The sequence below is a fragment of the Peteryoungia ipomoeae genome (assembly GCF_004912165.1).
GTDB lineage: Bacteria > Pseudomonadota > Alphaproteobacteria > Rhizobiales > Rhizobiaceae > Allorhizobium > Allorhizobium ipomoeae.
In genome coordinates this window covers 258,562-280,502 of the sequence record NZ_STGV01000004.1, presented here as the reverse complement: position 1 = coordinate 280,502, position 21,941 = coordinate 258,562, and the positions used below count along the sequence as shown (strand labels likewise).

The 21,941-nt window shown below is 61.4% G+C and carries 19 protein-coding genes; 8 read left to right on the top strand and 11 right to left on the bottom strand.

The genetic code is table 11. The features are described from left to right. Positions 1 to 50: 50 nt before the first annotated feature. The 8 genes from FAA97_RS13695 to FAA97_RS13660 all read right to left on the bottom strand — a co-directional run bounded on the left by FAA97_RS13695 (position 51) and on the right by FAA97_RS13660 (position 10,076). The gene (locus FAA97_RS13695; protein WP_136599107.1) at positions 51 to 857 is read right to left on the bottom strand and encodes an alkaline phosphatase family protein; all 807 of its coding nucleotides are present in this window, start codon (positions 855 to 857) and stop codon (positions 51 to 53) included. Positions 858 to 903: 46 nt separating this feature from the next. Beyond that, complete coding sequence (locus FAA97_RS13690) at positions 904 to 1,761, bottom strand: SDR family oxidoreductase (RefSeq protein ID WP_136599106.1); 858 nt, start codon at positions 1,759 to 1,761, stop codon at positions 904 to 906. Between the two features lie 116 nt (positions 1,762 to 1,877). Continuing rightward, a complete protein-coding gene (locus tag FAA97_RS13685; protein WP_136599105.1) occupies positions 1,878 to 3,809 on the bottom strand; it encodes a beta-galactosidase in 1,932 nt (643 codons plus the stop codon). After that, on the bottom strand, positions 3,809 to 4,900 hold the full coding sequence (locus tag FAA97_RS13680) for an ABC transporter ATP-binding protein (RefSeq protein WP_136599104.1): 1,092 nt from the start codon (positions 4,898 to 4,900) through the stop codon (positions 3,809 to 3,811). The genes FAA97_RS13685 and FAA97_RS13680 overlap by 1 nt, the downstream gene beginning before the upstream one ends. Continuing rightward, complete coding sequence (locus tag FAA97_RS13675) at positions 4,893 to 6,998, bottom strand: alpha-galactosidase (RefSeq protein WP_136599103.1); 2,106 nt, start codon at positions 6,996 to 6,998, stop codon at positions 4,893 to 4,895. Before FAA97_RS13675 ends, FAA97_RS13680 begins: the two co-directional genes overlap by 8 nt. Continuing rightward, on the bottom strand, positions 6,995 to 7,846 hold the full coding sequence (locus FAA97_RS13670) for a carbohydrate ABC transporter permease (RefSeq protein ID WP_136599102.1): 852 nt from the start codon (positions 7,844 to 7,846) through the stop codon (positions 6,995 to 6,997). Before FAA97_RS13670 ends, FAA97_RS13675 begins: the two co-directional genes overlap by 4 nt. Next, the gene (locus tag FAA97_RS13665; protein WP_136599101.1) at positions 7,846 to 8,754 is read right to left on the bottom strand and encodes a carbohydrate ABC transporter permease; all 909 of its coding nucleotides are present in this window, start codon (positions 8,752 to 8,754) and stop codon (positions 7,846 to 7,848) included. The genes FAA97_RS13670 and FAA97_RS13665 overlap by 1 nt, the downstream gene beginning before the upstream one ends. An 89-nt stretch (positions 8,755 to 8,843) precedes the next feature. Further along, complete coding sequence (locus FAA97_RS13660) at positions 8,844 to 10,076, bottom strand: ABC transporter substrate-binding protein (RefSeq protein ID WP_136599100.1); 1,233 nt, start codon at positions 10,074 to 10,076, stop codon at positions 8,844 to 8,846. A 151-nt stretch (positions 10,077 to 10,227) separates the two neighbouring features. Here FAA97_RS13660 and FAA97_RS13655 point away from each other — a divergent pair, with 151 nt between their 5' ends. Beyond that, on the top strand, positions 10,228 to 11,151 hold the full coding sequence (locus FAA97_RS13655; RefSeq protein ID WP_136599099.1) for a helix-turn-helix domain-containing protein: 924 nt from the start codon (positions 10,228 to 10,230) through the stop codon (positions 11,149 to 11,151). A gap of 20 nt (positions 11,152 to 11,171) precedes the next feature. On the opposite strand, the gene FAA97_RS13650 is transcribed toward FAA97_RS13655, so the two are convergent. Next, positions 11,172 to 12,059 (bottom strand): GntR family transcriptional regulator, encoded by an 888-nt coding sequence (locus FAA97_RS13650; RefSeq protein ID WP_136599098.1) that lies wholly within the window; start codon positions 12,057 to 12,059, stop codon positions 11,172 to 11,174. A gap of 229 nt (positions 12,060 to 12,288) precedes the next feature. Between FAA97_RS13650 and FAA97_RS13645 the strand changes: the two genes are divergently transcribed. From FAA97_RS13645 to FAA97_RS13615, 7 genes are all read left to right on the top strand, one after another. Beyond that, positions 12,289 to 13,794 carry a UxaA family hydrolase gene (locus tag FAA97_RS13645; RefSeq protein ID WP_136599097.1) on the top strand — a complete coding sequence of 502 codons (1,506 nt, stop codon included), beginning with the start codon at positions 12,289 to 12,291 and terminating at the stop codon, positions 13,792 to 13,794. A 30-nt stretch (positions 13,795 to 13,824) separates the two neighbouring features. Next, a complete protein-coding gene (locus FAA97_RS13640; RefSeq protein ID WP_136599096.1) occupies positions 13,825 to 14,844 on the top strand; it encodes an aldo/keto reductase in 1,020 nt (339 codons plus the stop codon). Between the two features lie 9 nt (positions 14,845 to 14,853). Then, a complete protein-coding gene (locus FAA97_RS13635) occupies positions 14,854 to 15,300 on the top strand; it encodes an RbsD/FucU family protein (RefSeq protein WP_136599095.1) in 447 nt (148 codons plus the stop codon). A gap of 160 nt (positions 15,301 to 15,460) precedes the next feature. Further along, positions 15,461 to 16,447 carry an ABC transporter substrate-binding protein gene (locus tag FAA97_RS13630; RefSeq protein WP_136599094.1) on the top strand — a complete coding sequence of 329 codons (987 nt, stop codon included), beginning with the start codon at positions 15,461 to 15,463 and terminating at the stop codon, positions 16,445 to 16,447. A 100-nt stretch (positions 16,448 to 16,547) separates the two neighbouring features. Continuing rightward, positions 16,548 to 18,101 carry a sugar ABC transporter ATP-binding protein gene (locus FAA97_RS13625; protein ID WP_136599093.1) on the top strand — a complete coding sequence of 518 codons (1,554 nt, stop codon included), beginning with the start codon at positions 16,548 to 16,550 and terminating at the stop codon, positions 18,099 to 18,101. 53 nt (positions 18,102 to 18,154) lie between these two features. Next, positions 18,155 to 19,126 carry an ABC transporter permease gene (locus tag FAA97_RS13620; RefSeq protein ID WP_136599092.1) on the top strand — a complete coding sequence of 324 codons (972 nt, stop codon included), beginning with the start codon at positions 18,155 to 18,157 and terminating at the stop codon, positions 19,124 to 19,126. Positions 19,127 to 19,204: 78 nt separating this feature from the next. Beyond that, positions 19,205 to 20,221: a zinc-binding alcohol dehydrogenase family protein gene (locus tag FAA97_RS13615; RefSeq protein WP_136599091.1), complete on the top strand. Its 1,017-nt coding sequence runs from the start codon at positions 19,205 to 19,207 to the stop codon at positions 20,219 to 20,221. A 60-nt stretch (positions 20,222 to 20,281) separates the two neighbouring features. Here the strand turns inward: FAA97_RS13615 and FAA97_RS13610 are convergent, their stop codons facing one another. Both FAA97_RS13610 and FAA97_RS13605 read right to left on the bottom strand, forming a co-directional pair. Then, on the bottom strand, positions 20,282 to 20,890 hold the full coding sequence (locus tag FAA97_RS13610) for an alpha/beta hydrolase (protein WP_136599090.1): 609 nt from the start codon (positions 20,888 to 20,890) through the stop codon (positions 20,282 to 20,284). A 59-nt stretch (positions 20,891 to 20,949) separates the two neighbouring features. Beyond that, entirely contained in the window at positions 20,950 to 21,882 is a 933-nt protein-coding gene (locus FAA97_RS13605) for a ring-cleaving dioxygenase (protein ID WP_136599089.1), read from the bottom strand. Between the last annotated feature and the right edge of the window lie 59 nt (positions 21,883 to 21,941).

The window sequence follows — 21,941 nt, the reverse complement described above, 5'->3', positions numbered from 1 at the left end:
CTTGCTATCCACTACGGACGAAAGCCCGGCCGGATCAGAACGTTGCAGGGTCAGAGGCGCTCTATCGCATGATCGAATGCCGGAAGAGCGCCGGGATCGACATCCATCAGCCGGCAGACCAGACCGGCGATCTCGGTCTGCCGGAAAGGTTTTTCAGAGCCGAAGCGGAAGCCGAGCGTGTAGAACGGCACCTCGGTTTCGTCAGCAGTCGGCCCTGCGTGATTGCCATCATTCCCCATGCCATGATCGGCCGTGACAATGATGGTGTAGCCCTCCTCGATCCAGCCAGGTACATGCCGGGCAAGAAGATCGCCCTGAACACGCGCGGCGTTGCGATAGCCCACACTGTCACCCCCGTGCTTATGCCCGGCGTCATCGACATTCATCGGATGCAGCAGGAGAAAGTCCGGCCGCTGGGCACGGATCAGCCATTCGGCATCCGCGAACAGGTGGCTGTCGGGATAGTGGTCGTCCCAGTAGAATATCCCATGGGTGATATCGCCCTCGCCGTTCACCAGAATACGGTCGCGATGACGATCAAAGGGGAAGGACACATAAAGTTCCGAGACCCAGGAGTAGGCGGCGGCAGCTGTGACTTTTCCAGCGGCTCTAACGCGGGAAAAGACATTGTCGCCAAGCGAGCGGCGAACCACACCATTGCTGACCACGCCGTGATCGACAGGCACCCGCCCGGTCAAAAGCGTCTCATACAGCGGACGCGACATCGCCGGCAATTCGCAGGTCAGCTTGCGGACATCCGCTCGGCCTGCGGCGACGAGGCCCTCGAGATAGCCGAGGCAGGTGCGGGCCGCGTCGTAACGCAGCCCGTCGAGAACGATCAGGATTACTTTGCTCATGGCCGGCAACTTGCCACGCGTTTTGGGAAACGCAAGTGACGGCCGCTCAAAGGATAGGCTTGCCACCCGTCACGGCGATGGTGGCGCCGGAGACGTAGCTCGAAAGCGGATCCGCCAACATGACATAGGCGGTCTGCAGCTCGGCCGGCTGGCCCGGACGCTTCATCGGGACCTGCTTGCCGAAGTTCTTGACCGAGTCTTCCGGCATGGTGGAGGGGATGAGCGGCGTCCAGATCGGCCCCGGCGCCACGGCATTCGCGCGGATCTTCTTCTCCGCCAGCATCTGGGCAAGCCCGGCGGTGAAATTCTGGATCGCACCCTTCGTCGTTGCGTAAGCGAGCAGAGACGGGTTCGGATTGTCCGAATTGATCGACGCGGTGTTGATGATCGAGCCGCCGTTTTTCATGTGCGGCACGGCAGCCTTGGTCAGATAGAACATGGCATGGATGTTGACACGAAATGTCAGCTCCCACTCCTCGTCCGGGATCTCGGTGATGTCATCGAAGGTCGCCTGATGCGCCGCGTTGTTGACCAGGATGTCGACAGCGCCCAACTCGCGAACCGCCGTCTCGACGATCTCCCGGCAATGGTTTGCATTCTGGATGTCGCCGCGTACCAGCACAGCCTTGCGGCCTGCCTTTTCCACCCAGCGGGCGGTATCCTTCGCGTCGTCATCCTCCTCGATATAGGAAATCAGAACATCGGCGCCCTCGCGGGCATAGGCAATCGCAACGGCCCGTCCGATGCCGCTGTCACCACCGGTGATGATTGCCTTCAGCCCCTCCAGCCGGCCGGAGCCCTTGTAGCTTTCTTCGCCATGATCAGGACGCGGATCCATGTCCGCCGTGCGACCCGGCATGGGGACCTTCTTCTGCGGAAAGGGCGGTGTGGGGTAGTCAGCCATCTGTCTTCTCCTCATGGGTGTATGGAGGATCAAACAGAGAAGTGGCGGATGGGTTCCGGACGGGTTGGATGGAACGCCGAAGGGCCGGCTCTCACCGGCCCCTCAGGCAAAAGTCTTCAGGCGCGCCACACGGCGACCTCCTGTGGTCCGACAAACGCGTTGCCGAGCAGGGGCGTCGCACCCTCCGGCAGGGGCCAGCTCTCCGCTCCGTAGTTGAAAGCAAAGACCAGAGCGCCGCGACGGCGAATGCGGATGAAGTCCGGCACCCGCATTGTGGGGATACCTGCTCTACGTGTCGAAAGTTCCATCACCTGCCCGAGCAGACCCGCATCCGGCCAGCAGGCGAGGTATAGGACATTGCCTTTTTCGGTCAGCGCGGGATCGCCGTTGTCGAAGGTGGCGAGCACCGAAGCCGACGTCTCCAGATACTCCCGCCAGCGGATCGCATGCCCTGAAACCGCACCGGAAACGCCATCGGCGAGACCTGGACGCATCGACGAAACCTGGATCACCCGATTGCCGCTCAAGGCGCCCAGCGGCCCCGGCGGCAGGTTTTCGGGAATGCGGAAATTTCGGTCGCGGGACCCCGTGCGCGTGCCGATGACAACGACACCTTCGGCCTTCTCGAGTTCCGCACGAGCCGCTTCGGTGACTTCCGTCATGCAGGGCACGACAACAAGCGGGTACCCCTCAAGCGAGGCGCCCGGACGGACGAAATCGACGTTCAGGCCAAGATGACGCAGCGCCTCGTACCAGCGGAAGCACAGTTCCTCGTAGCGGAAGTCCTTGCCCTGCGGCTGGATCATCGTCGACCAGTAGCTCTGATAGTCGAAGACAAGCGCCACCGGTGCCTGGCGCGTTTCGGGCAGCTCGCCGAGAGTGGCGAGCTCCTCCGAAACCTGCATGGCCTCCTTGCCGCCCGGCGACCATTCGTCGAGACCGGGCAGGTTCAGGCCCGCATGCATCTGTTCCTGCGCAAAGGGCGCCTGGCGCCAGCGGAAATAGCTGACGACATCAGCGCCATGCGCGAGCGCTTCCCAGGTCCAGAGCCGCACCATGCCGGGCTTCGGCACGGGGTTCCACGGCGCCCAGTTCACCGGACCCGGTTGCTGCTCCATCACCCAGAAACGGCCCTTGCCGACGGCGCGGTAGAGATCGTGGTGATAGGGCGCGATATCGGGATGCGAGGTCGCGGCCCAGCGATTGCGCTCGTCTTCCGTGAAGGGGAACTTCTCCACAAAGCCAATCGGATAGCTGTCCCAGGAAGCGAGATCGAGATTGTCGCCCACCTTGAAGTGGTCGAAATCGGAGACGAAGCCCATGAAGTTATGGGTGATCCACCGACCGGGAGAATGCTTGCGGATGATTTCGCACTGCATCTTGTCATAGGCCGCGACCTGATCCGAATGGAAGCGCCAGAAGTCGAGACGCGTCGCCGGGTTCGGCTCCGTTACCGTCAGGTTCGGCAGGGCGACATCGTCGAAGCTCGTCAGCTCCATCGACCAGAAAACCGAACCCCAGGCTTCGTTCAGCTGGTCGGTCGATTGGTAACGCAGCCGCAGCCAGCGCTTGAAGCTCTTCAGGTCCTCAGGGCCCCAGGACAGCGTCGTATCGTGACAGCCATATTCATTGTCCGTCTGCCAGCCGACGATGCCGGAGTGCTCGCCATAGCGCTTGGCGACGATCTCGACGATCCGGGCGCTTTCCTTCCACCAGGTCTCGGAGGAAAAAGTGTAGTGGCGACGCGAGCCAAAACCGCGCGGACGGCCCTGCTCGTCATAGGGGATGATATCGGGGCACTCGTCCACCAGCCACTTCGGCGGGGTCGCGGTCGGCGTGCCGAGCACGACCTTGAGGCCTGCTCCATGCAGCACGTCAATCGCCCGATCGAGCCATTCGAAGGTGAAGGTACCGCGCGAGGGTTCCAGGCGAGACCAGGCGAACTCGCCGATGCGCACGAAGGAAATGCCGAGTTCGCGCATGCGGCGCGCGTCGGTTCGCCACCGGCTTTCGTCCCAGTGTTCCGGATAGTAGCAGACGCCCAGCATTATCGTGTGAGATCCCCATTGATGACGGCCTTGCCGTCCTTGTCAAACAGATGGCAGGCCTTGGCATTGATGCCGAGGCGAAGCGTCTGGCCGGGCTTCTCGCTGGCCAGGCCATCGGCCTTCACCGCAAGCTCCGAGCCATCGGCAAGCGTGACGAAGAACAGCGTCTCCGAACCCAGATATTCGGCAAGCTTCACGGTCGCTTCGATAACGACATCGCCCTTGCCCGTTGCATCGATATGCTCGGGGCGGAGACCGAAGGTCAGTTCGCCGGCCGGAACGCTCGCCCCATGCGTCGGGATCGAGATCTCGGCACCGGGCAGACGCACCACGGCGACACCGTCGGCAGCGGAGGCCTGAACCTTGATGAAATTCATCTTCGGCGAGCCGATAAAGCCGGCGACGAAGAGATTGTTCGGACGATGATAAAGCTCGAGCGGCGAACCGACCTGCTCGATTTGGCCCGCGGAGAGCACGACGATCTTATCGGCCATGGTCATGGCCTCGACCTGGTCATGGGTGACGTAGATCATCGTTGCCTTGAGGTCCTGATGCAGCTTGGAAAGCTCCGTGCGCATCTGGACGCGCAGCGCCGCATCAAGGTTCGAGAGGGGCTCGTCGAACAGGAAGACTTCGGGATTGCGGACGATCGCACGACCGATCGCGACACGCTGGCGCTGACCACCCGACAGTTGTCCGGGCTTGCGCTGCAGAAGCGGCTCGAGCTGCAGCATTCTTGCCGCCTCAGCCGTCCGCTCGGCGATCATCACCTTCGGATGTCCCGTCATCTTCAGACCGAAACCGATATTCTCCTCGACAGTCATGTGCGGATAAAGCGCATAGGACTGGAAGACCATGGCAACGCCGCGTTCCGACGGGCCGATGCTCGTCATGTCCTGGCCACCGATCGCGAGCGAACCAGAGGTGATGTCCTCGAGGCCCGCAATCATGCGCAGAAGCGTTGACTTGCCGCAGCCGGACGGGCCGACGAAGACGCAGAACTCGCCATCCTTGACGTCGAGATCCACACCCTTGATGACGCTGAGCGCGCCGAACTGTTTCTTGACGCCACGCAGGCTCACGTCAGCCATGGGTCTTGCCTCCCTTGATGGGTTCGAGTTCGAGGAGAAGGGCGCTTTCGGGCGTCAGCATCGGCAGCGGCAGTCCGGCGAGACCGGCACTGGAAAGCGCGAAGCTGACGGCTCCCGACAGCAGTGCTTTCTGCCCCTCGGAGATACGGATGAATTGCGGCTCGGCCGGCAGCACGGTCCTGATCCGCCATTGGCCACCGAACTGGGTGACCTCGTCGGGCAGGCGCAGCGGTGCAGGCTGTTCACCCACCATTTGCGGCCCTTGGGCGACGATCACCACGATCTTTTCTGCAGACGCAGCACCCCAGACATAGCGACCGTCGAGCGGCTCCATGCGGAAACTGGCGCCCGGCGCATGGAAGAGACCGCATAGCCGCTTGTAGGTCTCGATATAGACCTTGAGTTCGTCGCGCTCCTCATCGGTGAGTTCAAGCGGATTGAGCTCCACACCGAGGTGATAGGCGATGGCCACCAGCGCCCGGAAAGCGAGTGTGTGGCGGCGACCGGTCTGATGGTTCGGCGAAGCCGAGATATGGCTGCCGAGAATCTCCGGCGGCACGAACACGGACGCGCCGCGCTGGATTTCAAGCCGCTCCAGCGCATCCGTGCAATCGGACGTCCAGACGCGATGGGTGCGCTTCAAGGCGCCGTAATCGATGCGACCGCCACCGGAGGCGCAGCTCTCGATTTCGACACCGGGATGAGCGGCACGAATGCGGTCCATCAGCGCATAGACGGCACGGGTCTGGGCTGATGTTTTCGCCTTGCCGTCGCGACCGGCGGCATGCGTCAGATCGCGATTCATGTCCCACTTGATGTAGGAGACGGCATGGTTGGAAAGCACCGCGTCGATCTTGCCGAAGAGATAGTCGGAGACTTCGGGACGCGTCAGATCCAGCACCAACTGGGTGCGTGATTCAAGGATCGGACGTCCCTCGATTGTCAGCGCCCAATCGGGATGCGCCTTGTAGAGCTCGGAAACCGGGTTCACCATCTCAGGCTCGAACCAGATGCCGAACTGCATGCCAAGCCCGGTGACATGGTCGACCAGCGGCTTCAAACCATCGGGATACTTCCTGATATCGATATCCCAGTCGCCAAGGCTCGTCGTGTCGTTATCGCGCTTGCCGAACCAGCCATCGTCAAGCACAAAACGCTCGATGCCGATCTCAGCGGCCGCTGTTGCCTGGGCTTTCAGCGAGTCCATCTGGTGGTCGAAATAATTGCCTTCCCAGGTGTTGAGCGTTACCGGACGGGGGCTCATCGCACCGCCTGGCCATTGGGTCAGCTCGTCACGGACAAAGGCATGGAAGTCTTGGCTGTCGGCGCCGGCATAGGCGATCGGACTGCGATAGCTTTCACCTGGCTTCAGAACGATTTCGCCCGGCTCGAAAAGCTCGCCGAGATGCACCAGGCGCCGGCCGTCATCGGTCCGGTCGATGACCATCTGATGGTTGCCGCTGAAGCCAAGCGTGACGCCGAAGATCTGGGTCTCGCTTTCGATGAACAGCATCGGGAAACGGTCATGCGAGGTGCGGCCGCGCCGGCTTTCCTGGATCCAGGTCCCATTGCCCAGAAGCTCGCGCCGCGTTTGGAACTCGCGCCCCCATATACCGGTGAAGCTCATCACCTGCACATCGCCGGCAGGGACAAGGAAAGTCGCCGCCATGCACCGATCAAGCTGATAATCCGCGTCACCCAGATTGCTGATTTCCGTCGCCATTGAAATCAGGCCGGAGTCATGCGCGGTGAGCGTGATGGCAATGCCGAGCCTGGCGACCGAATCGACAGCTTTTAGCACCGTCTGATTGCCGTCGCGAAGGACCGTCCATCCGCCAAACTGCGCGACGAAGTCACGCCCGCCACGATGGCCTGCAATTGCCGGCCAGCCAAAGAAGCCCATGCCGCCCGTCGGCAGCAGCACATTCGAGGGCACGGCGATATCCATGCCGTTGACCCGGCTGGAACGCTCGATCTCGAAGAGAGGATCGGGTTCGACAGGTTCGGAACCAAAAGACAGGATCTCCGGCATGCCAAGTTCCGGCAGGCGAAGGCTCAGCGCCATTTGCCCTGAATCGATAATGACGATTTCACTCATCCCTTGGTCGCTCCGAGTGTGAGGCCGGCTATGAAATGCCGTTGCATGAGGAAGAACATGGCGACCGGCGGCAGGGCCGCAACGATCGAGCCGGCAGAGACGAGATGCCAGGCGGCGACCCACTGGCCGTTCAGCGAATAAAGCCCGGCCGTCACCGGCATGGCGTGCTGGCCCTGCACCAGGACGGTTGCCCAGAAGTAGTCGTTCCAGACGAAGGTGAAGACCAGCACCGACAGCGCTGCAATGGCCGGCCGCATCAGGGGCAGCACGATGTAGCGGAAGATCCGCCATTCCGAGACGCCCTCGACCCGGGCCGATTCGATCAGCGCGAAGGGCAGTCCCTTGATGAAATTGCGCATGAACAGCGTGCAGAAGCCGGTCTGGAAGGCGACGTGGAACAGCACGAGGCCCACCGTCGTGTCATAAAGACCGGCCCGAAGCGTCATGTCGCGCACCGGCACCATCAGGATCTGGAAGGGGATGAAGTTGCCGGCGACGAACAGAAAGAACAGAACGAGATTGCCCTTGAACTTGTAGACGGCGAGCGCAAAGCCGGTGAGACAGGACAGCGCCACCGCCCCGATGACCGTCGGGATCGTCACCTTGAAAGAATTGAGAATGTAGTAGCCAATCGGCGAATTGTTGAAGACCGCCGAATAATTCTCGAAACCGGCAAATCCGGAGGGGATGCCGAAATAGTTGCCGGCGGCCAGATCGCCCGCCGGCCGGACCGAGGTGATCGCGACGCCGATGAGCGGCAGGAGCCAGAGAAACAGCGCCACCGGCAGCAGGATCTTGTACGCCGTCTGCGCAAACGGCGAGGCCTTCTGGATAGGGGTGGGGAACATCAGGCGTTCCTTTCCTGCGAAAGCATGCGGACGATGAAGAGCGAGATGAACACCATCATGATCAGGAAAAGCACGACCGCGATCGAGGCGCCGTAGCCCATGCGGAAGCCGTACTCCGAGAGCGCCTGCTCATACATGAAGTAGGAGAGCACCGAGCTCGAACCGTAGGGGCCGCCCGCCGTCATGATGGAAACCAGATCGAAGGAACGCAGCGATCCGATGACCGTGACCACCATGGCAAGGAAGGTCGCCGGCGCCAGTTGCGGCAGGATGACGAACCAGAGAAGCTTCAGGCCCTTGGCGCCGTCCATACGGGCTGCTTCCACCTGCTCGGGATTGATGTTGTTGAGACCCGTCAGATAGAGGATCATACAATAGGCCGTCTGCGGCCAGAGGCCGGCGACGATAATGCCGTAGGTGACGTAGCGCTCGTCGGCCAAAACCGCGATCTGCTCGCCGAACAGCATTTCCGTCAGCTTCGAGAACAGACCGAAATCCGGCGCGTAAAACCAGGTGAACATCAGACCGACCACGACCTGGCTGATCACGAAAGGGAAGAAGAACAGCGACTTGTAAAGCCGGATGCCGGCAACAGTCTGGTTGAGGAACAGCGCCACGGCTAGACCCGCGGGAATGGAGAGGAGGTACAGCACCAGCCAGATGAGATTGTTCTTCAGCGACGTGTAAAACGTGTCGTCATCGATGAGTTCGACATAGTTGCCCGCGCCGATCCACGTCATCGGGCCGAGACCATCCCAGTCGTGGAAACTGATCCAGATCGACTGGAAGATCGGTACCAGCACGTAGAGAACGAACATCAGCATGCCCGGCGCCAGAAACAGCCAGGGGGCAAGCGCCTGCTGGTTTCGCTTCCAGAAACCGGACGAGGAAGACACGGTGTTGCTCATGGCGGCACCTCAGGATTGACACGGAAACGGCAACCGGATGCCGCGACCAAGAAGGTCCACAGCACCCGGCGCAGGGAGGACGAAAGTCCTTATTTGTAGACGCGTGCGCGGATTTTCTCGAGACGCTCCAGGATCCGGTCGAGATTGTCGGGCTTGACCATGAATTCCTGGAAGCCTTCCATGCCGACCTTCGCCATTTCGGCATTGGCGTCGCGATCATAGAACTGTGCCAGCGCATGGGCATTGGACAGCATCTCGAAACCGGCCTTCAGGAATGGATCCGCCGGCTGTTCGGCCTTGTTGTTGACCGGCAGCTGCCCCAGCGTCGCATTCATCTTGGTCTGTGCTTCGGGAGAGGCAAGATAGGCCAGGAATTTGCGGGCATCGTCCTTGTTCTTCGCACCGGACGGAATGTGGAACGTGTCCGTCGGGGCTTCCTCCGACATCGGAATGCCGGCGGTAATTTCCGGGAACTGCATGAAGCCGATCTGCTCTTCCTTCAGCCCGCCGTCCTTCATCGTGGCGACCGCGAAATTGCCCATCAGATACATGGCAGCCTTGCCCTGTACCATCTGCGGGACGGCATCCTGCCAGTCGATTGCGGCGTGGTTCTGGTTGAAGTAGCCGGCCTTGACGAGTTCGCCCCACTTCTCAAACACGGCCTTTACGCGCGGATCGGTGTAGGGAACCTTGCCCGACGTGAGTTCCATGTGGAACTCGTAACCATTGACGCGCAGGTTCAGGTAGTCGAACCAGCCACCGGTCGGCCAGAGCGCCTTGGTGCCGATGGTGATCGGTGTGATGCCGGCCGTCTTCAGCTTTTCGCAGGCGGCAAGGAACTCGGCCCAGGTCTTCGGCGGCTCGATGCCCTGTTCGGCGAAGATATCCTTACGGTAGTAGATGCCCCACTGGTAATAGGTGTAGGGCACGCCCCACTTCTTGCCGTCGATGGTCATCGAGGCGGACGCGGATTTCAGCTGGTCGTTCAGACCATTGGCGTCCCAGACGTCCGTGACATCTTCGAACAGACCGGCCTTGACGAAGGGCTCCATGCGGTTGCCGGCATACCAGGCGGCAACGTCGGGCGCGTCGGCGGTTAGGAAGTTGCGGATGGCCGACTTGTAGCCTTCGTGGTCAAAATTGTTCCACTTCACCGTGATGTCGGGATTGGCCTTCTGGAAATCCGCGATCAGCTCTTCCATCGCCTTTTTCGGCACGGGATCGGAGTGGTCGGAATTCAGGATGATCTCGCCGGCGAACGCCGTGGAAGACAAAAGTGCTGCACTGAGGGCAAACGCGCTCAGGCTCTTGAAAAGGGTCATGTTTTCCTCCCTATGACCGCCTCACGTCATGCAATGCGGAGCCTTCGTTCAGATCCTGCTGGGACCGACCGAACGCGCTCATCTTGATCATCAGCCGCGAACCCGTAATAATCTACCGACTTTTCATGGAAATTATCCGGGATCCTAAGCTTTGGAACACGTCAAGCCTCTGCCGGGGGACGAATCCGTCCCCGTCCACCCGGATCACGATCCCCGCCACCCCCTTGTGGTCTTTGGCGACCATCGCTTCTGTGCCGGTGAGACACTGGTGGTGCATCGCATGGCGGGCCCGCACATGCACAGCCAGATCGAACTGAACTTCGTCCTCTCCGGCACCATGACCTACTGGTTCGACGGTCGCGAGTTGACGGTTGACGAAGGCCGGCTCTGTCTCTTTTGGGGCATGATCCCGCATCAGGTCATCGACCGGCAGGAGGGGACCCGCTTTGTCTGCCTTTATGTGCCGATGTCGGTGTTCCTCGGGCTTGCCAATCTCAGCCGCTTCCGCGACGCCGTCTTCCGCGGCGCGATGATCGAGGCGCTCGAGATCCGCTCCTATGACCGGGACATCTTCATGCGCTGGCGCGAGGAGCTTCTCGCCGGCGATGCCGATCTCACCGAAATCGTCCGCAACGAACTGACGGCGCGGGTGCTGAGGGTCGAGCGCGAGGGCTGGCGGGATCTGCGCGAAGAAGGATCAGCGATCGCAAGCCTGACCGCAAACGACAGCGAACGCGCCGAGCATGTCGAGCGGATGCTCCGATTTATTGCCGAGCACGCGCTGGATCCCATCTCCGCCGATGACGTGGGCCGGGACGCGGGTCTGCATCCGAACTACGCGATGTCGATCTTCAAGCGCGCCGTGGGCCACACCATCAATCAGGCGATTGTCCGGCACCGGCTGGATACGGCGCAATCACTGCTGATCTCCACCGACCTCTCGGTGACCGATATCGCTTTTGAAAGCGGCTTCGGCTCCGCCTCCCGCTTCTACGAGGCCTTCGCCGACAGGTTCCGCGAAAAGCCGATATCGTTTCGCCGCCGCATGCGTGCCAAAGGCGTGGTGCAAGCCTGACGGACGCTGTGTGACATCATTCAGGCAATCTCCTGGATCGATTGCAACAGTGTCTCGCGCGCCGACTTGAGGTGCCGTCGGCACGTGACCTCCACTTCAGCGGGATCGCGGGAAAACAGAGCCTTTATATAGTCGAGATGCTCTTCGAGTGCCCGCTGGTTGCGCGCGCGGGCATTCGTCTTGTTCCACTGGTAGTGATAGTGGAAGACGATCGAGATGATATCGTAGAAGTCGATGATGAAGCGGTTGCTGGACGCCTTCTGCACCATCAGGTGAAAGCGTTCGTCCAGCTCGGAAAACTCGGTGTAGCGATTGTCGATATCCGCAAGCAGCGCGTGGTGCTGCTCTTCGATGGCCCGCAACTCTGCCCAGGCCGGGTGCTCTTCCACAAGATGAACGAAGCTCAAGGCGGAGCGCAGTTCGAACATTTCGCGCACTTCGGTCAGCTCGAGCGCGAATTCCCGGGTAAAGCCTTTCAGCACCCAGTGGCTGTTGGGGCGCTTCTCGATCAGACCGAAGCGGCTGAAGCGGATGAGAAACTCGCGTACGGCAGTGGTACCGATCCCGATATCGCGCGCCAGTTCCAGCTCGTTGATCTGCATGCCGGGCTGCGCCCCACCAGCTAGGATTCGCCGCATGAAACTGCGCTCGATGATCTCAGACAGCGAGTTTGTCTCCTCGTCAGGAAAATAATCGCCCGGAAGAGGTCTGCGCAGAACCGTTTTCGAGCGCTTGTCCCAGACAATCAGCCCCTCGTCGCCAAGCCGGCTCAGAATGGCGCGAACCGTTGTCCGGCTGACGGCGAGATTCGCGCCAAGATCCGGCTCTGAGGGCAGTTGATCGGTATCCTCGATCAACCTTAGGGTGCGATTATAGGCATCTTTGAAAACGGTATTCTGCTTGGCCATGGATCCGCCGGGGTTGATGTCTGTCGAGCTTATGCCAGCCTCTTGGCGCATGGGGGAAAGATAGGCAACGAAAACTGCCACCGCACGTCGACCCTCATGCTGGAGAGAGGAGCTGGACGCAGGATCATCTGTCCTTTATCGATATAATACCCATTGACGAACCTCTGTCCATTGCCGATAAAAGACAAATGAAGAGATCCGGTGAACCGGACGTCAGGGAGAACCTCGGGTGTCGAAATCAGCATGCATTCTGCTGTCAGAGCAGGACAATGTCGCCGTAACCACAGTCGTGGTGGAACCGGGTTTTCCGCTGCCCGGCGGCGCACTCTCCAAGGTAAAGGTCGATCCGGGCCACAAGATCGCGGTCCGCGCCATCGCCAAGGGTCAACCTGTGGTCAAATATGCCCAGGCAATCGGCCGTGCCACAACGGACATTGCCGCAGGGGACCATGTCCATTCCCATAATCTTGCCTTCGACGAAGATCGCCTCTCGGTCAGTGGCCTGGCTCAGCCGGAGACCGCAAGCGCGGCTGACAAGGCCCGCACCTTCATGGGGTACCGCCGCGCCGACGGGCGCGCAGCGACCCGCAACTATATCGGCATTATCGCCAGCGTGAACTGTTCCACCACCGTCTGTCGCGCCATTGCGGACGCCGCCAACCGCACCATCCTGCCGCACTACGAAGGCATCGACGGCTTCGTGCCAATCGTGCACGACCAGGGCTGCGGCATGAGTTCGACTGGCGACGGCATGCGCACGCTGCATAGAACGATAGCCGGCTACACGAGACATGTGAATTTCGGCGGCGTCCTGATGGTCGGCCTTGGCTGCGAAGTCAACCAGCTCACCCTTTACGGCCAGAGCGGCGCCGGTGCCTCCAAGCGCCATTTCAACATCCAGGATGCCGGCGGTTCGCGCCGGGCGGTCGAGAATGCGCTCGCCATCCTGAAAGAGATCGCAGCCGAAGTTGGCACCATGCGCCGCGAACCGATCTCCGTCAGCGAGATCATCGTCGGCCTGCAATGCGGCGGGTCCGACGGCCTGTCCGGCATCACCGCCAATCCGGCGCTCGGCGTCGCCGTCGATATTTTGGCTGGCGCCGGCGGGACGGCAATCCTCTCCGAGACTTCGGAAATCTACGGTGCTGAACACCTGCTGCGCAGTCGCGCCGTCAATGAGGAGGTCGCCGTCAAGCTCGACGGTCTGATCTCCTGGTGGGAAGCCTATGTCGCCCAGCACGGCGCCTCGCTCGACAACAACCCGTCGCCCGGCAACAAGAAGGGTGGTCTCACCACCATCCTCGAAAAGTCGCTCGGCGCCGTCGCCAAGGGTGGGCGCTCGCCGCTGACTGCTGTCTACAATTATGCCGAACGCGTCACCGAGCACGGCCTCGTTTTCATGGACACGCCCGGCTACGACCCGGTTTCGGCCACCGGTCAGGTCGCGGGCGGCGCGAATGTGATTGCCTTCACCACCGGTCGCGGCTCCTGCTTCGGCTCGCGCCCCGTGCCGTCGATCAAGCTGACGAGCAACACGGCCCTCTACAACGCCATGGAAGAGGACATGGATATCGATTGCGGCGTCATTGCCACGGGCGATGCCAGCGTCTCTGGCCTTGGCCGCGATATCTTCGATCTGATTATCGACACAGCCTCCGGCAAGAAGACCAAGAGCGAACTTTTCGGATACGGCGACAACGAATTCGTGCCGTGGCACCTCGGTGCCACGCTCTGATCGAGACCTTGAGCGATACGGGAAAGCAGCATGAAGACGAGACGCATCGGCAGGACCGCGCTTGAGGTCACCGAATATTCCTTCGGCACGGCGCCGCTTGGCGGCCTCTACCGACCCTGCCCTCGCGACGTGGGCATTGCAACGCTCCAGGCGGCCTGGGATCACGGGATCCGCTATTTCGACACCGCACCCCATTACGGCTTTGGCCATGCCGAACGTTATGTCGGAGACTTCCTGCGGGACAAGCCGGAAGACAGCTACGTTCTCTCCACCAAGGTGGGCCGCCTCCTCGCACCCGTGCCAAAGCACCAGATACCAAATGTCGGCTTTGTCGATCCCCTGCCCTTCAAGCTCGTCTATGACTACAGCTATGACGGCATCATGCGCTCGGTGGATTTCAGCTATGCCCGCCTCGGCCTGAACCGCATCGACATCCTCTATGTCCACGATATCGGCGTCTACACCCATGGCCGTGAGGTCAATGACCACTATGTGAAGCAACTGCGCGACGGTGGCTACAAGGCGCTCGATCAGCTGAAATCATCCGGCGCCATCAAGGCTTTCGGCCTCGGCGTCAACGAGGTGCCGGCCTGCCTGGACATGATGGCCGACATCGATATCGACGTTATCTTGATGGCTGGCCGCTATTCGCTGCTGGACCGTTCTGCCGTCGAAGAACTCCTGCCCCTGTGCGAGAAGCGCAGCACCTCCATCACCGCCGGCGGCGTGTTCAACTCGGGCATTCTGGCAACGGGCGCGGTCCCCGGTGCCCATTTCGACTATACGCCGGCCACAGACGAGGTGCTCGACAAGGTGCGGGCCATGGAAGCGCTCGCGGCTGAGCGCGGCAGGCCCCTTGCCCAGTTCGCCCTGCAGTTCCCGCTGCATCATTCTGCGGTGGCTTCCGTCATCATCGGCACGGCGAAGCCGGACAGCCTCGACCGAAACATGGCGCTCACCAAGGAAGAACTGCCGGCCTCCTCCTTTGCCCGCTTCGAACCGCACACGCTGGTGGCACCGCCGCTGGGCGATACGGCCGTACGAGAATAGGAGCGCCAGATGCTGAAGGGCATACACCCCCTGCTTGGACCTGAACTCCTGCACGCCTTGGCCACCATGGGCCATGGCGACGAGATCGTCATCGCCGACGGCAATTTTCCTGCCGCCACGATGGGGCCCAAGGTCATCCGGGCTGACGGCATCGGAGCCGTCGACATTCTGGAAGCAATCCTCGCCCACATGCCGCTCGATCAATTCGTCGAGCAGGCTGCCTGGCGCATGCAGGTTGTTGGTGACCCGGATGCAGTGCCGGAGGTCTGCAGCGAGTTCCAGAGCATGATCAGCCGGCTGGCCGGTCCATTCGAACTGGCAAGCCTCGAGCGCTTCGCCTTCTACGAGCGAGCGCGACAGGCGGCCTACATCGTCGCGACAACCGAGCTTAGGATCTATGGCAACGTCATCTTGAAAAAGGGCGTCGTCTACCCCGAGGAAGTCCACCGGGTCTGATCAAAAAGCCGCTCGCGACGGTCAAAAAGACGACTTGCCAAGCTTCGGCTCTTTCAGTAGCGTCAATCGAATTGTTTTTTATCGATAAAGATAGATCCGGGTGCGTTCTGCGGATCGGTCTCAACCTGGAGGAACAGGACGCGTGGAGAGGAGAACGACTATGAGCATTCTGAAGAGCATGACACGCTGTGCCCTGATGGGCATCGCCGGCGCAGCATTGATGACATCCATGATGCCGGCCCCGTCCTTTGCCCAGGACGTGACCATTCCGATCATCGTCAAGGACACGACGTCCTTCTATTGGCAGATCGTTCTGGCGGGCGCCCGCCAGGCCGGCAAGGATCTCGGCGTCAGCGTACCGGAGCTTGGCGCCCAGTCCGAGTCCGACATCAACGGCCAGATCAGCATTCTGGAGAACGCCGTTGCCGGCAAGCCGGCTGCCGTCGTCATCTCGCCGACCGAGTTCAAGGCCCTCGGCAAGCCGGTCGATGAGGCCGCGAAATCCGTACCGGTGATCGGCATCGATTCAAGCGCGGACTCCAAGGCCTTCACCTCGTTCCTCACCACGGACAACGTGCAGGGCGGTCGCATCGCAGCCGACGGCCTCGCAGCGGCAGTCAAGGCAGTTACCGGCAAGGAAGAGGGTGAGATCGCGATCATCACCAGCCTGCCGGGTGTCGGCTCGCTCGACCAGCGTCGCGAAGGCTTCCTCGACCAGATCAAGACGAAGTATCCGGGCCTGACGGTGGTGGCGGATCGTTATGCAGATGGCCAGGCCACCACCGGCCTGAACATGATGACCGACCTGATCACCGCCAATCCGAACCTCGTCGGCGTCTTTGCCTCCAACCTGATCATGGCGCAGGGCGTGGGCCAGGCGATTGCGGAGAACAAGCTCGGCGACAAGATCAAGGTCATCGGTTTCGACTCGGATGAAAAGACGGTCGGCTTCCTCAAGGAAGGCGTGCTCGCCGGTCTCGTCGTTCAGGACCCTTATCGCATGGGTTACGACGGCGTGAAGACGGCGCTTGCCGTCTCCAAGGGCGAGAAGGTCGAGACCTTCGTTGATACCGGCGCGAACCTCGTGACCCAGGCCAACATGGCAGACCCGAAGATCGACGCCCTTCTCAACCCCAAGGTCAACTGATCGCATCTTCCGCACGCGCGGCGAAGGTCGCGCGTGCGGGACTGGCAACGACGGATGCGGGAGGCGTCCGTCGATGGCCTTGCTTCACGGGAGGAACGATATGACGACGCTGCACGATGTGAGCCACCGGCATGACGGTGACCCGGCTTTGAGGGAAACGGACCACGTCGCGCCGGGATCGCCTATTCTTGAACTCGTGGGGCTGCAAAAGAAATATGGCGGCGTCGAAGCCCTGAAGCCTGCCAATCTCACGTTCCTCGCTGGTGAGATCCATGCGATCGTCGGCGAAAATGGCGCAGGCAAGTCGACGCTGATCAAACTCCTCACCGGCGTCATTCCCCGTACCGCCGGCGAGATCCGCTGGTGCGGCAAGCCCGTTGCCCTGGCCACGCCCAATGAAGCCATCCAGCGTGGCATCAATGCCGTGCATCAGGAGGTCGTGCTCTGCCCGCACCTCACCGTCGCCGCCAACATGTTCTTGGGCGACGAGATGGAATCCGGCGGACTGATGCGCCAGCGCGCCATGACCAAGGCGGCACAGAACGTCCTGGACGATCTCGGCTTCAATCTGCCCGCAGGCGAGACGCTGGCAAATCTCACCATCGGCCAGCAGCAGCTGGTCGCGACAGCGCGTGCCGCCATGCGCGGCATCCGCTTTCTAATTTTCGACGAACCCACCGCCTATCTGACGCGCCAGGAATCGGCCCAGCTTTTCCGGCTGATCCGCCGCCTTCAATTGGAAGGCGTGACCATCGTCTATATCAGTCACCGCATGGAAGAAGTTTTTGAACTCGCCGACCGCGTTTCGGTTCTTCGCGACGGCACCCATGTCGGCACACGCAACATTGGCGAAACCGACGATGCCGAGCTGATTGCCCTGATGATCAACCGCTCGATCGAGCAGATCTACCACAAGGAGCAGATCGCCCTCGGCGCCACCATCCTCGAGACCCGCAATTTGAGCGGACCCGGCTTCTCCGATGTCTCGCTCCAGGTACGCTCCGGCGAGATCGTCGGGCTGTACGGCCTGATTGGCGCCGGGCGCAGCGAATTTGCGCTGGGGCTCTACGGCCGACAACCACTGTCCGGTGGCGAGGTGTTCTGGGACGGCAAGAAGGTGGTGATCGACACCGAGCGCAAGGCCATGGATCTCGGCATAGCGCTGGCGCCCGAAAGCCGTCGTGACCAGGGCCTGTGCCTCAATCTTCCGATCGGTCTCAATATCAACCTGCCGGTCTTTGGGCGGCTGAGCCACGGGCTGACGATCAGCCGCCGGCAGGAAGCATCGAATGCCGACAGGCAGATCGCCGATCTCCGGATCAAGACGCCGCACCGGTCGGTGCTGGCATCGGCCATGTCCGGCGGCAACCAGCAGAAAATCGTCATCGGTAAATGGCTGAGCCATGGCGCGCGTCTCTTCATCTTCGACGAGCCGACCGTTGGCGTCGATGTCGGAACCAAGGCGGAGATTTACCGACTGTTCGGAAAGCTGCTGCGGGAGGGCGCTGGCATCATTCTGATCTCGTCCTACCTGCCGGAAGTCTACGAGCTCTCCGACCGGCTGCACGTGTTTCGCCAGGGCCGCCTGGTCGCCAGCCATGACTACAGGGCCGCATCGCACGAAGACGTGCTGACCGAAGCCATCGGCGTCTGACGCCGGCCTGCATGCACGAAACTAAAAAGATTGGGACGACAGGGAGGACAAACATGAGCACCGACACCACGGACATCAAAGTGGCGCCGAAACGGGGGATGAACATCCTATTCGGCCTGACATTGCTTGGCCTCCTGCTCTTCCTCTGGCTTTTGCTCGGTTTCGCGACCAACAGCTTCTGGACGCCCAACAACATCAGCAACCTTCTGCGTCAGGGTGCGATGACGGCCATTCTGGCCGTCGGACAGACCTTCGTCATCATCACCGCCGGGATCGACCTCTCGGTCGGCGCCGTCGTCGGCTTCGCCAGTGTCATCATCGCCTGGCTGCTCGCCGCGGGCGTCCCGGTCTGGCTCGCCATCATCCTCACGCTCCTGATGGGCGTCGCGATCGGCATGTTCCATGCCTTCGGCATCGTGCGCATGGGACTGCCGCCCTTCATCATCACGCTGGCGACCCTGACCTCCCTGCGCGGCATCGGCCTTCTGATCACCAACGGCTCCACCATTTCGATCAGCAACGAAGCCTTCACCAACTTCGCCCGCGCCGATTTTCTCGGTGTGCCAAGCCTCTTCTGGATGGTCATCGTGGTCGCGGTGCCGGCCTATGTCTTTCTGCACCTGAGCCGCTTCGGCCGCTATCTCTTCGCGGTCGGATCCAACAGCGAGGCCGCACGCCTGTCGGGCGTCAACGTCAATCGCACCATCTACCTCGCCTATATCCTTTCCTCCACGTGCGCAGCCTTTGTCGGCATCCTGCTTGCTTCGCGCATCGGCATCGGCAATGCGACACAGGCCGAAGGCTGGGAACTTCAGGCGATTGCCTCGTCGGTCATCGGCGGAACGAGCCTGTTTGGCGCGGTGGGGTCGGTTCACGGACCGCTGCTCGGCGCCTTCATCCTGGCGACGATCAACAACGGTGCAAATCTGATGAACGTCAACTCGTTCTGGCAGCGCATCATCACCGGCGTCCTGATCATCGTCATCGTCTACTTCGACCAGCTGCGTCGCCGCCGCAGCCGCTAACCCTCCCAAGCTGGGGACGCCGCGAATGGCGTCCCCTTTTTTCACATCAAACCTGCCGGGTCACCGAAAGGAGCCAACATGAAGGCCGCATTGTGTGTTGAACCGGGCCGACTGGAGATCGTGGAACGCGATCCACCGACCCGTCCGGGATCCGGCGAGGCCCGCATCGCCGTCAGCCATGTCGGCATCTGCGGGACCGACTACCACATCTTCGAAGGCAAGCACCCCTTCCTCGAATATCCAAGGGTCATGGGCCACGAGATCTCGGCAACCGTGATCGAAGCCGGCGAAGGGGTCGATCTGAAGGTCGGCACCAAGGTTATCGTCAACCCCTACATCGCCTGTGGCACCTGCATCGCTTGCCGCAAGGAAAAGCCCAATTGCTGCACCAACATCCGCGTGCTTGGCGTGCATATAGACGGTGCCATGTGCGAGGAGATCACGGTTCCGGCCACCAATCTTTACCCCGCCGACGACCTCTCGCCGGAAGCTGCGGCTACGGTCGAATTCCTGGCGATCGGCGCCCATGCCGTCCGCCGCTCCATGGCCCCTGCAGGCTCACGCGCGCTCGTCATTGGCGCTGGCCCGATCGGCCTCGGCACAGCCATCTTCGCACGCATCGCGGGACATGAAGTAACGCTGCTCGATACCAGTCCGGAACGGCTGTCGATGGCCTCGGATCGCCTCGGCTTCACTTCCGGGCTGATCGCGGACGAGCGGCTTGAAGACGCGGTATCCGAACTGACGAAGGGCGACGGCTTTGACGTCGTCTACGACGCCACCGGCTACCGCGCCTCAATGGAACGCGCTTTCCGCTTCGTCGCCCATGGCGGGAGCCTTGTACTGGTCAGCGTCGTGAAGGAAGACATCACCTTCTCCGATCCCGAATTCCACAAGCGCGAAATGATGCTGATCGGCAGCCGCAATGCCACACGTGTCGATTTCGACCATGTTCGCCAATCGATCGCCGAGGGTCTTGTGCCGATCGAGCAATTGATCACCCATCGCACGATCTTGGCGAACCTCGCCGAGGATTTGCCGCGCTGGGCGCGCGAAAAATCCGGCCTGATCAAGGCGCTGATCAAGATCGGTTGAGACCGTGACATTCAGAAGCCCCGCAGCTTGGTCGCGGGGCTTCCAGGCGTCGCGGGCATCTCAGGCCTTCTGCAGAAACGCCGCGATCGCCTCGATCTCGCCTTGCTGCACCTCATGGCCACCTGGATGCAGAAAGGTTTCGACCGAAGCACCCTGCGCCTTGAGGTAGGCCGTCAGCCGCTCGGTCAGCGGCAGGGGGCAGATGGGATCACGCTGTCCGGCCGTCACCAGTGCGGACAGAGCGCCAAGCCCCGGCTGTGACGGCGGATCGAAGGGGATCAACGGATGCATCAGCACCGCCCGGTCAAAGAGATCCGGCGCCTCGAACAGGACGGATGCCAGAATGTTTGCGCCGTTCGAATACCCCAGCCCATAGATCGGGCGCTCCGGGTTCGCCGCCTTATGGGCTCGGATGAAGGCCGCCATCTTCGCCGTCCTCTGGGCGAGATCGGCCATGTCGTAGACGCCTTCGCCGGTTCGCTTGAAGAAGCGGGCAGCCCCGTATTCGGAAACGTCACCGCGCGGTGAAACGATCCCGGCTTCCGGCAAAATTTGCTTCACCAAGCCGGGAAACTGGTGCTCGTCTCCGCCGGTGCCATGAAACGTAAAGACTACTGGCGCGGCACCTTTCGGGGCCTGATGGAAGTGGATGTAGCTATCGAGTGCCATGATGGTGTTCTCCATGAGGAGACGAGGCCTTTGCACATGGCATCGTCTCCTCCCTAAGGTTAGTCCTGGATCGGCGGCAAATGCGCCTCGATCTGCGCGCGATACTGCTGGTAGCGGGTGGGCAGCTTCAGCGCCTCGCCCAGATGCGCGGTATCCTCGTCGCGGTTGAACCCGGGCTCGTTTGTGGCGATTTCAAACAGCACACCGCCGGGTGTGCGGAAATAGATCGCCCAGAAGTAATCGCGATCGATCACCGGTGTCACCTGATAGCCGGTATCCATCAGCGCCTTGCGGACCTCCAGCTGCGCTGCACGGTCATCGACGGCGAAAGCAACGTGATGGACCGAACCCGCGCCCTGCTGGGCATTCGATGCACCGGGCAGCACTTCGAGATCGATGTAGTCGGCACCGTTGCCGCCGGGAACGGCGTAGCGGACGAACGTGTCCTGCGTATCGACGGGCTGGTAGCCCATGAACTTCAGGAGTTCGCCGGTGGCGCCTTCGTCGCGCAACCGCATGGTCACGCCGCGGAACCCGTGGATGCCTTCCGAAATGCCAACGGGGCCACCGGCATAAGGCAGACGGGCATCGCCATCGACTTCGGCCAGCGCAAAGCCGTCGCCGTCAGGGCCGGCAAAACGCAAGCGGTCTTCGCCGAAGAGCGAATAGGAACCGAGGGACTTCACCCCCTCCTTTGTCAGCCGCTCCTGCCAGAAGCCGAGTGTGCCCTTCGGCACGGAAAATACGGTCTCCGAGACCTCGCCAGCACCCCGGCCGCCCTTGCCCATGTTGGCGAAGGGAAAATAGGTCATGACTGATCCCGCATTGCCGACTTCGTCGCCGTAGTAGAGGTGATAGACATCGGGAGCGTCGAAATTGACGGTTTTCTTCACGCGCCGAAGACCGAGCGTCTTTGTGAAGAAATCATTGTTCTGCTGGGCATCTGCGGCCATCGAGGTCACGTGGTGCAGGCCTTTGATCTGGGTAAGCATGGCTCTGATCCTTTCCCCGGCAGATACGCCGGTCCTGTTCTGTGAAGGAAATATGGACC

What these genes read in the sequence shown, in the direction of transcription:
- FAA97_RS13695 (WP_136599107.1), bottom strand. Translation starts at nt 857, where the DNA reads ATGAGCAAAGTAATCCTGATCGTTCTCGACGGGCTGCGTTACGACGCG.
- FAA97_RS13690 (WP_136599106.1), bottom strand. Translation starts at nt 1,761, where the DNA reads ATGGCTGACTACCCCACACCGCCCTTTCCGCAGAAGAAGGTCCCCATG.
- FAA97_RS13685 (WP_136599105.1), bottom strand. Translation starts at nt 3,809, where the DNA reads ATGCTGGGCGTCTGCTACTATCCGGAACACTGGGACGAAAGCCGGTGG.
- FAA97_RS13680 (WP_136599104.1), bottom strand. Translation starts at nt 4,900, where the DNA reads ATGGCTGACGTGAGCCTGCGTGGCGTCAAGAAACAGTTCGGCGCGCTC.
- FAA97_RS13675 (WP_136599103.1), bottom strand. Translation starts at nt 6,998, where the DNA reads ATGAGTGAAATCGTCATTATCGATTCAGGGCAAATGGCGCTGAGCCTT.
- FAA97_RS13670 (WP_136599102.1), bottom strand. Translation starts at nt 7,846, where the DNA reads ATGTTCCCCACCCCTATCCAGAAGGCCTCGCCGTTTGCGCAGACGGCG.
- FAA97_RS13665 (WP_136599101.1), bottom strand. Translation starts at nt 8,754, where the DNA reads ATGAGCAACACCGTGTCTTCCTCGTCCGGTTTCTGGAAGCGAAACCAG.
- FAA97_RS13660 (WP_136599100.1), bottom strand. Translation starts at nt 10,076, where the DNA reads ATGACCCTTTTCAAGAGCCTGAGCGCGTTTGCCCTCAGTGCAGCACTT.
- FAA97_RS13650 (WP_136599098.1), bottom strand. Translation starts at nt 12,059, where the DNA reads ATGGCCAAGCAGAATACCGTTTTCAAAGATGCCTATAATCGCACCCTA.
- FAA97_RS13640 (WP_136599096.1), top strand. Translation starts at nt 13,825, where the DNA reads ATGAAGACGAGACGCATCGGCAGGACCGCGCTTGAGGTCACCGAATAT.
- FAA97_RS13635 (WP_136599095.1), top strand. Translation starts at nt 14,854, where the DNA reads ATGCTGAAGGGCATACACCCCCTGCTTGGACCTGAACTCCTGCACGCC.
- FAA97_RS13630 (WP_136599094.1), top strand. Translation starts at nt 15,461, where the DNA reads ATGAGCATTCTGAAGAGCATGACACGCTGTGCCCTGATGGGCATCGCC.
- FAA97_RS13625 (WP_136599093.1), top strand. Translation starts at nt 16,548, where the DNA reads ATGACGACGCTGCACGATGTGAGCCACCGGCATGACGGTGACCCGGCT.
- FAA97_RS13620 (WP_136599092.1), top strand. Translation starts at nt 18,155, where the DNA reads ATGAGCACCGACACCACGGACATCAAAGTGGCGCCGAAACGGGGGATG.
- FAA97_RS13615 (WP_136599091.1), top strand. Translation starts at nt 19,205, where the DNA reads ATGAAGGCCGCATTGTGTGTTGAACCGGGCCGACTGGAGATCGTGGAA.
- FAA97_RS13610 (WP_136599090.1), bottom strand. Translation starts at nt 20,890, where the DNA reads ATGGCACTCGATAGCTACATCCACTTCCATCAGGCCCCGAAAGGTGCC.
- FAA97_RS13605 (WP_136599089.1), bottom strand. Translation starts at nt 21,882, where the DNA reads ATGCTTACCCAGATCAAAGGCCTGCACCACGTGACCTCGATGGCCGCA.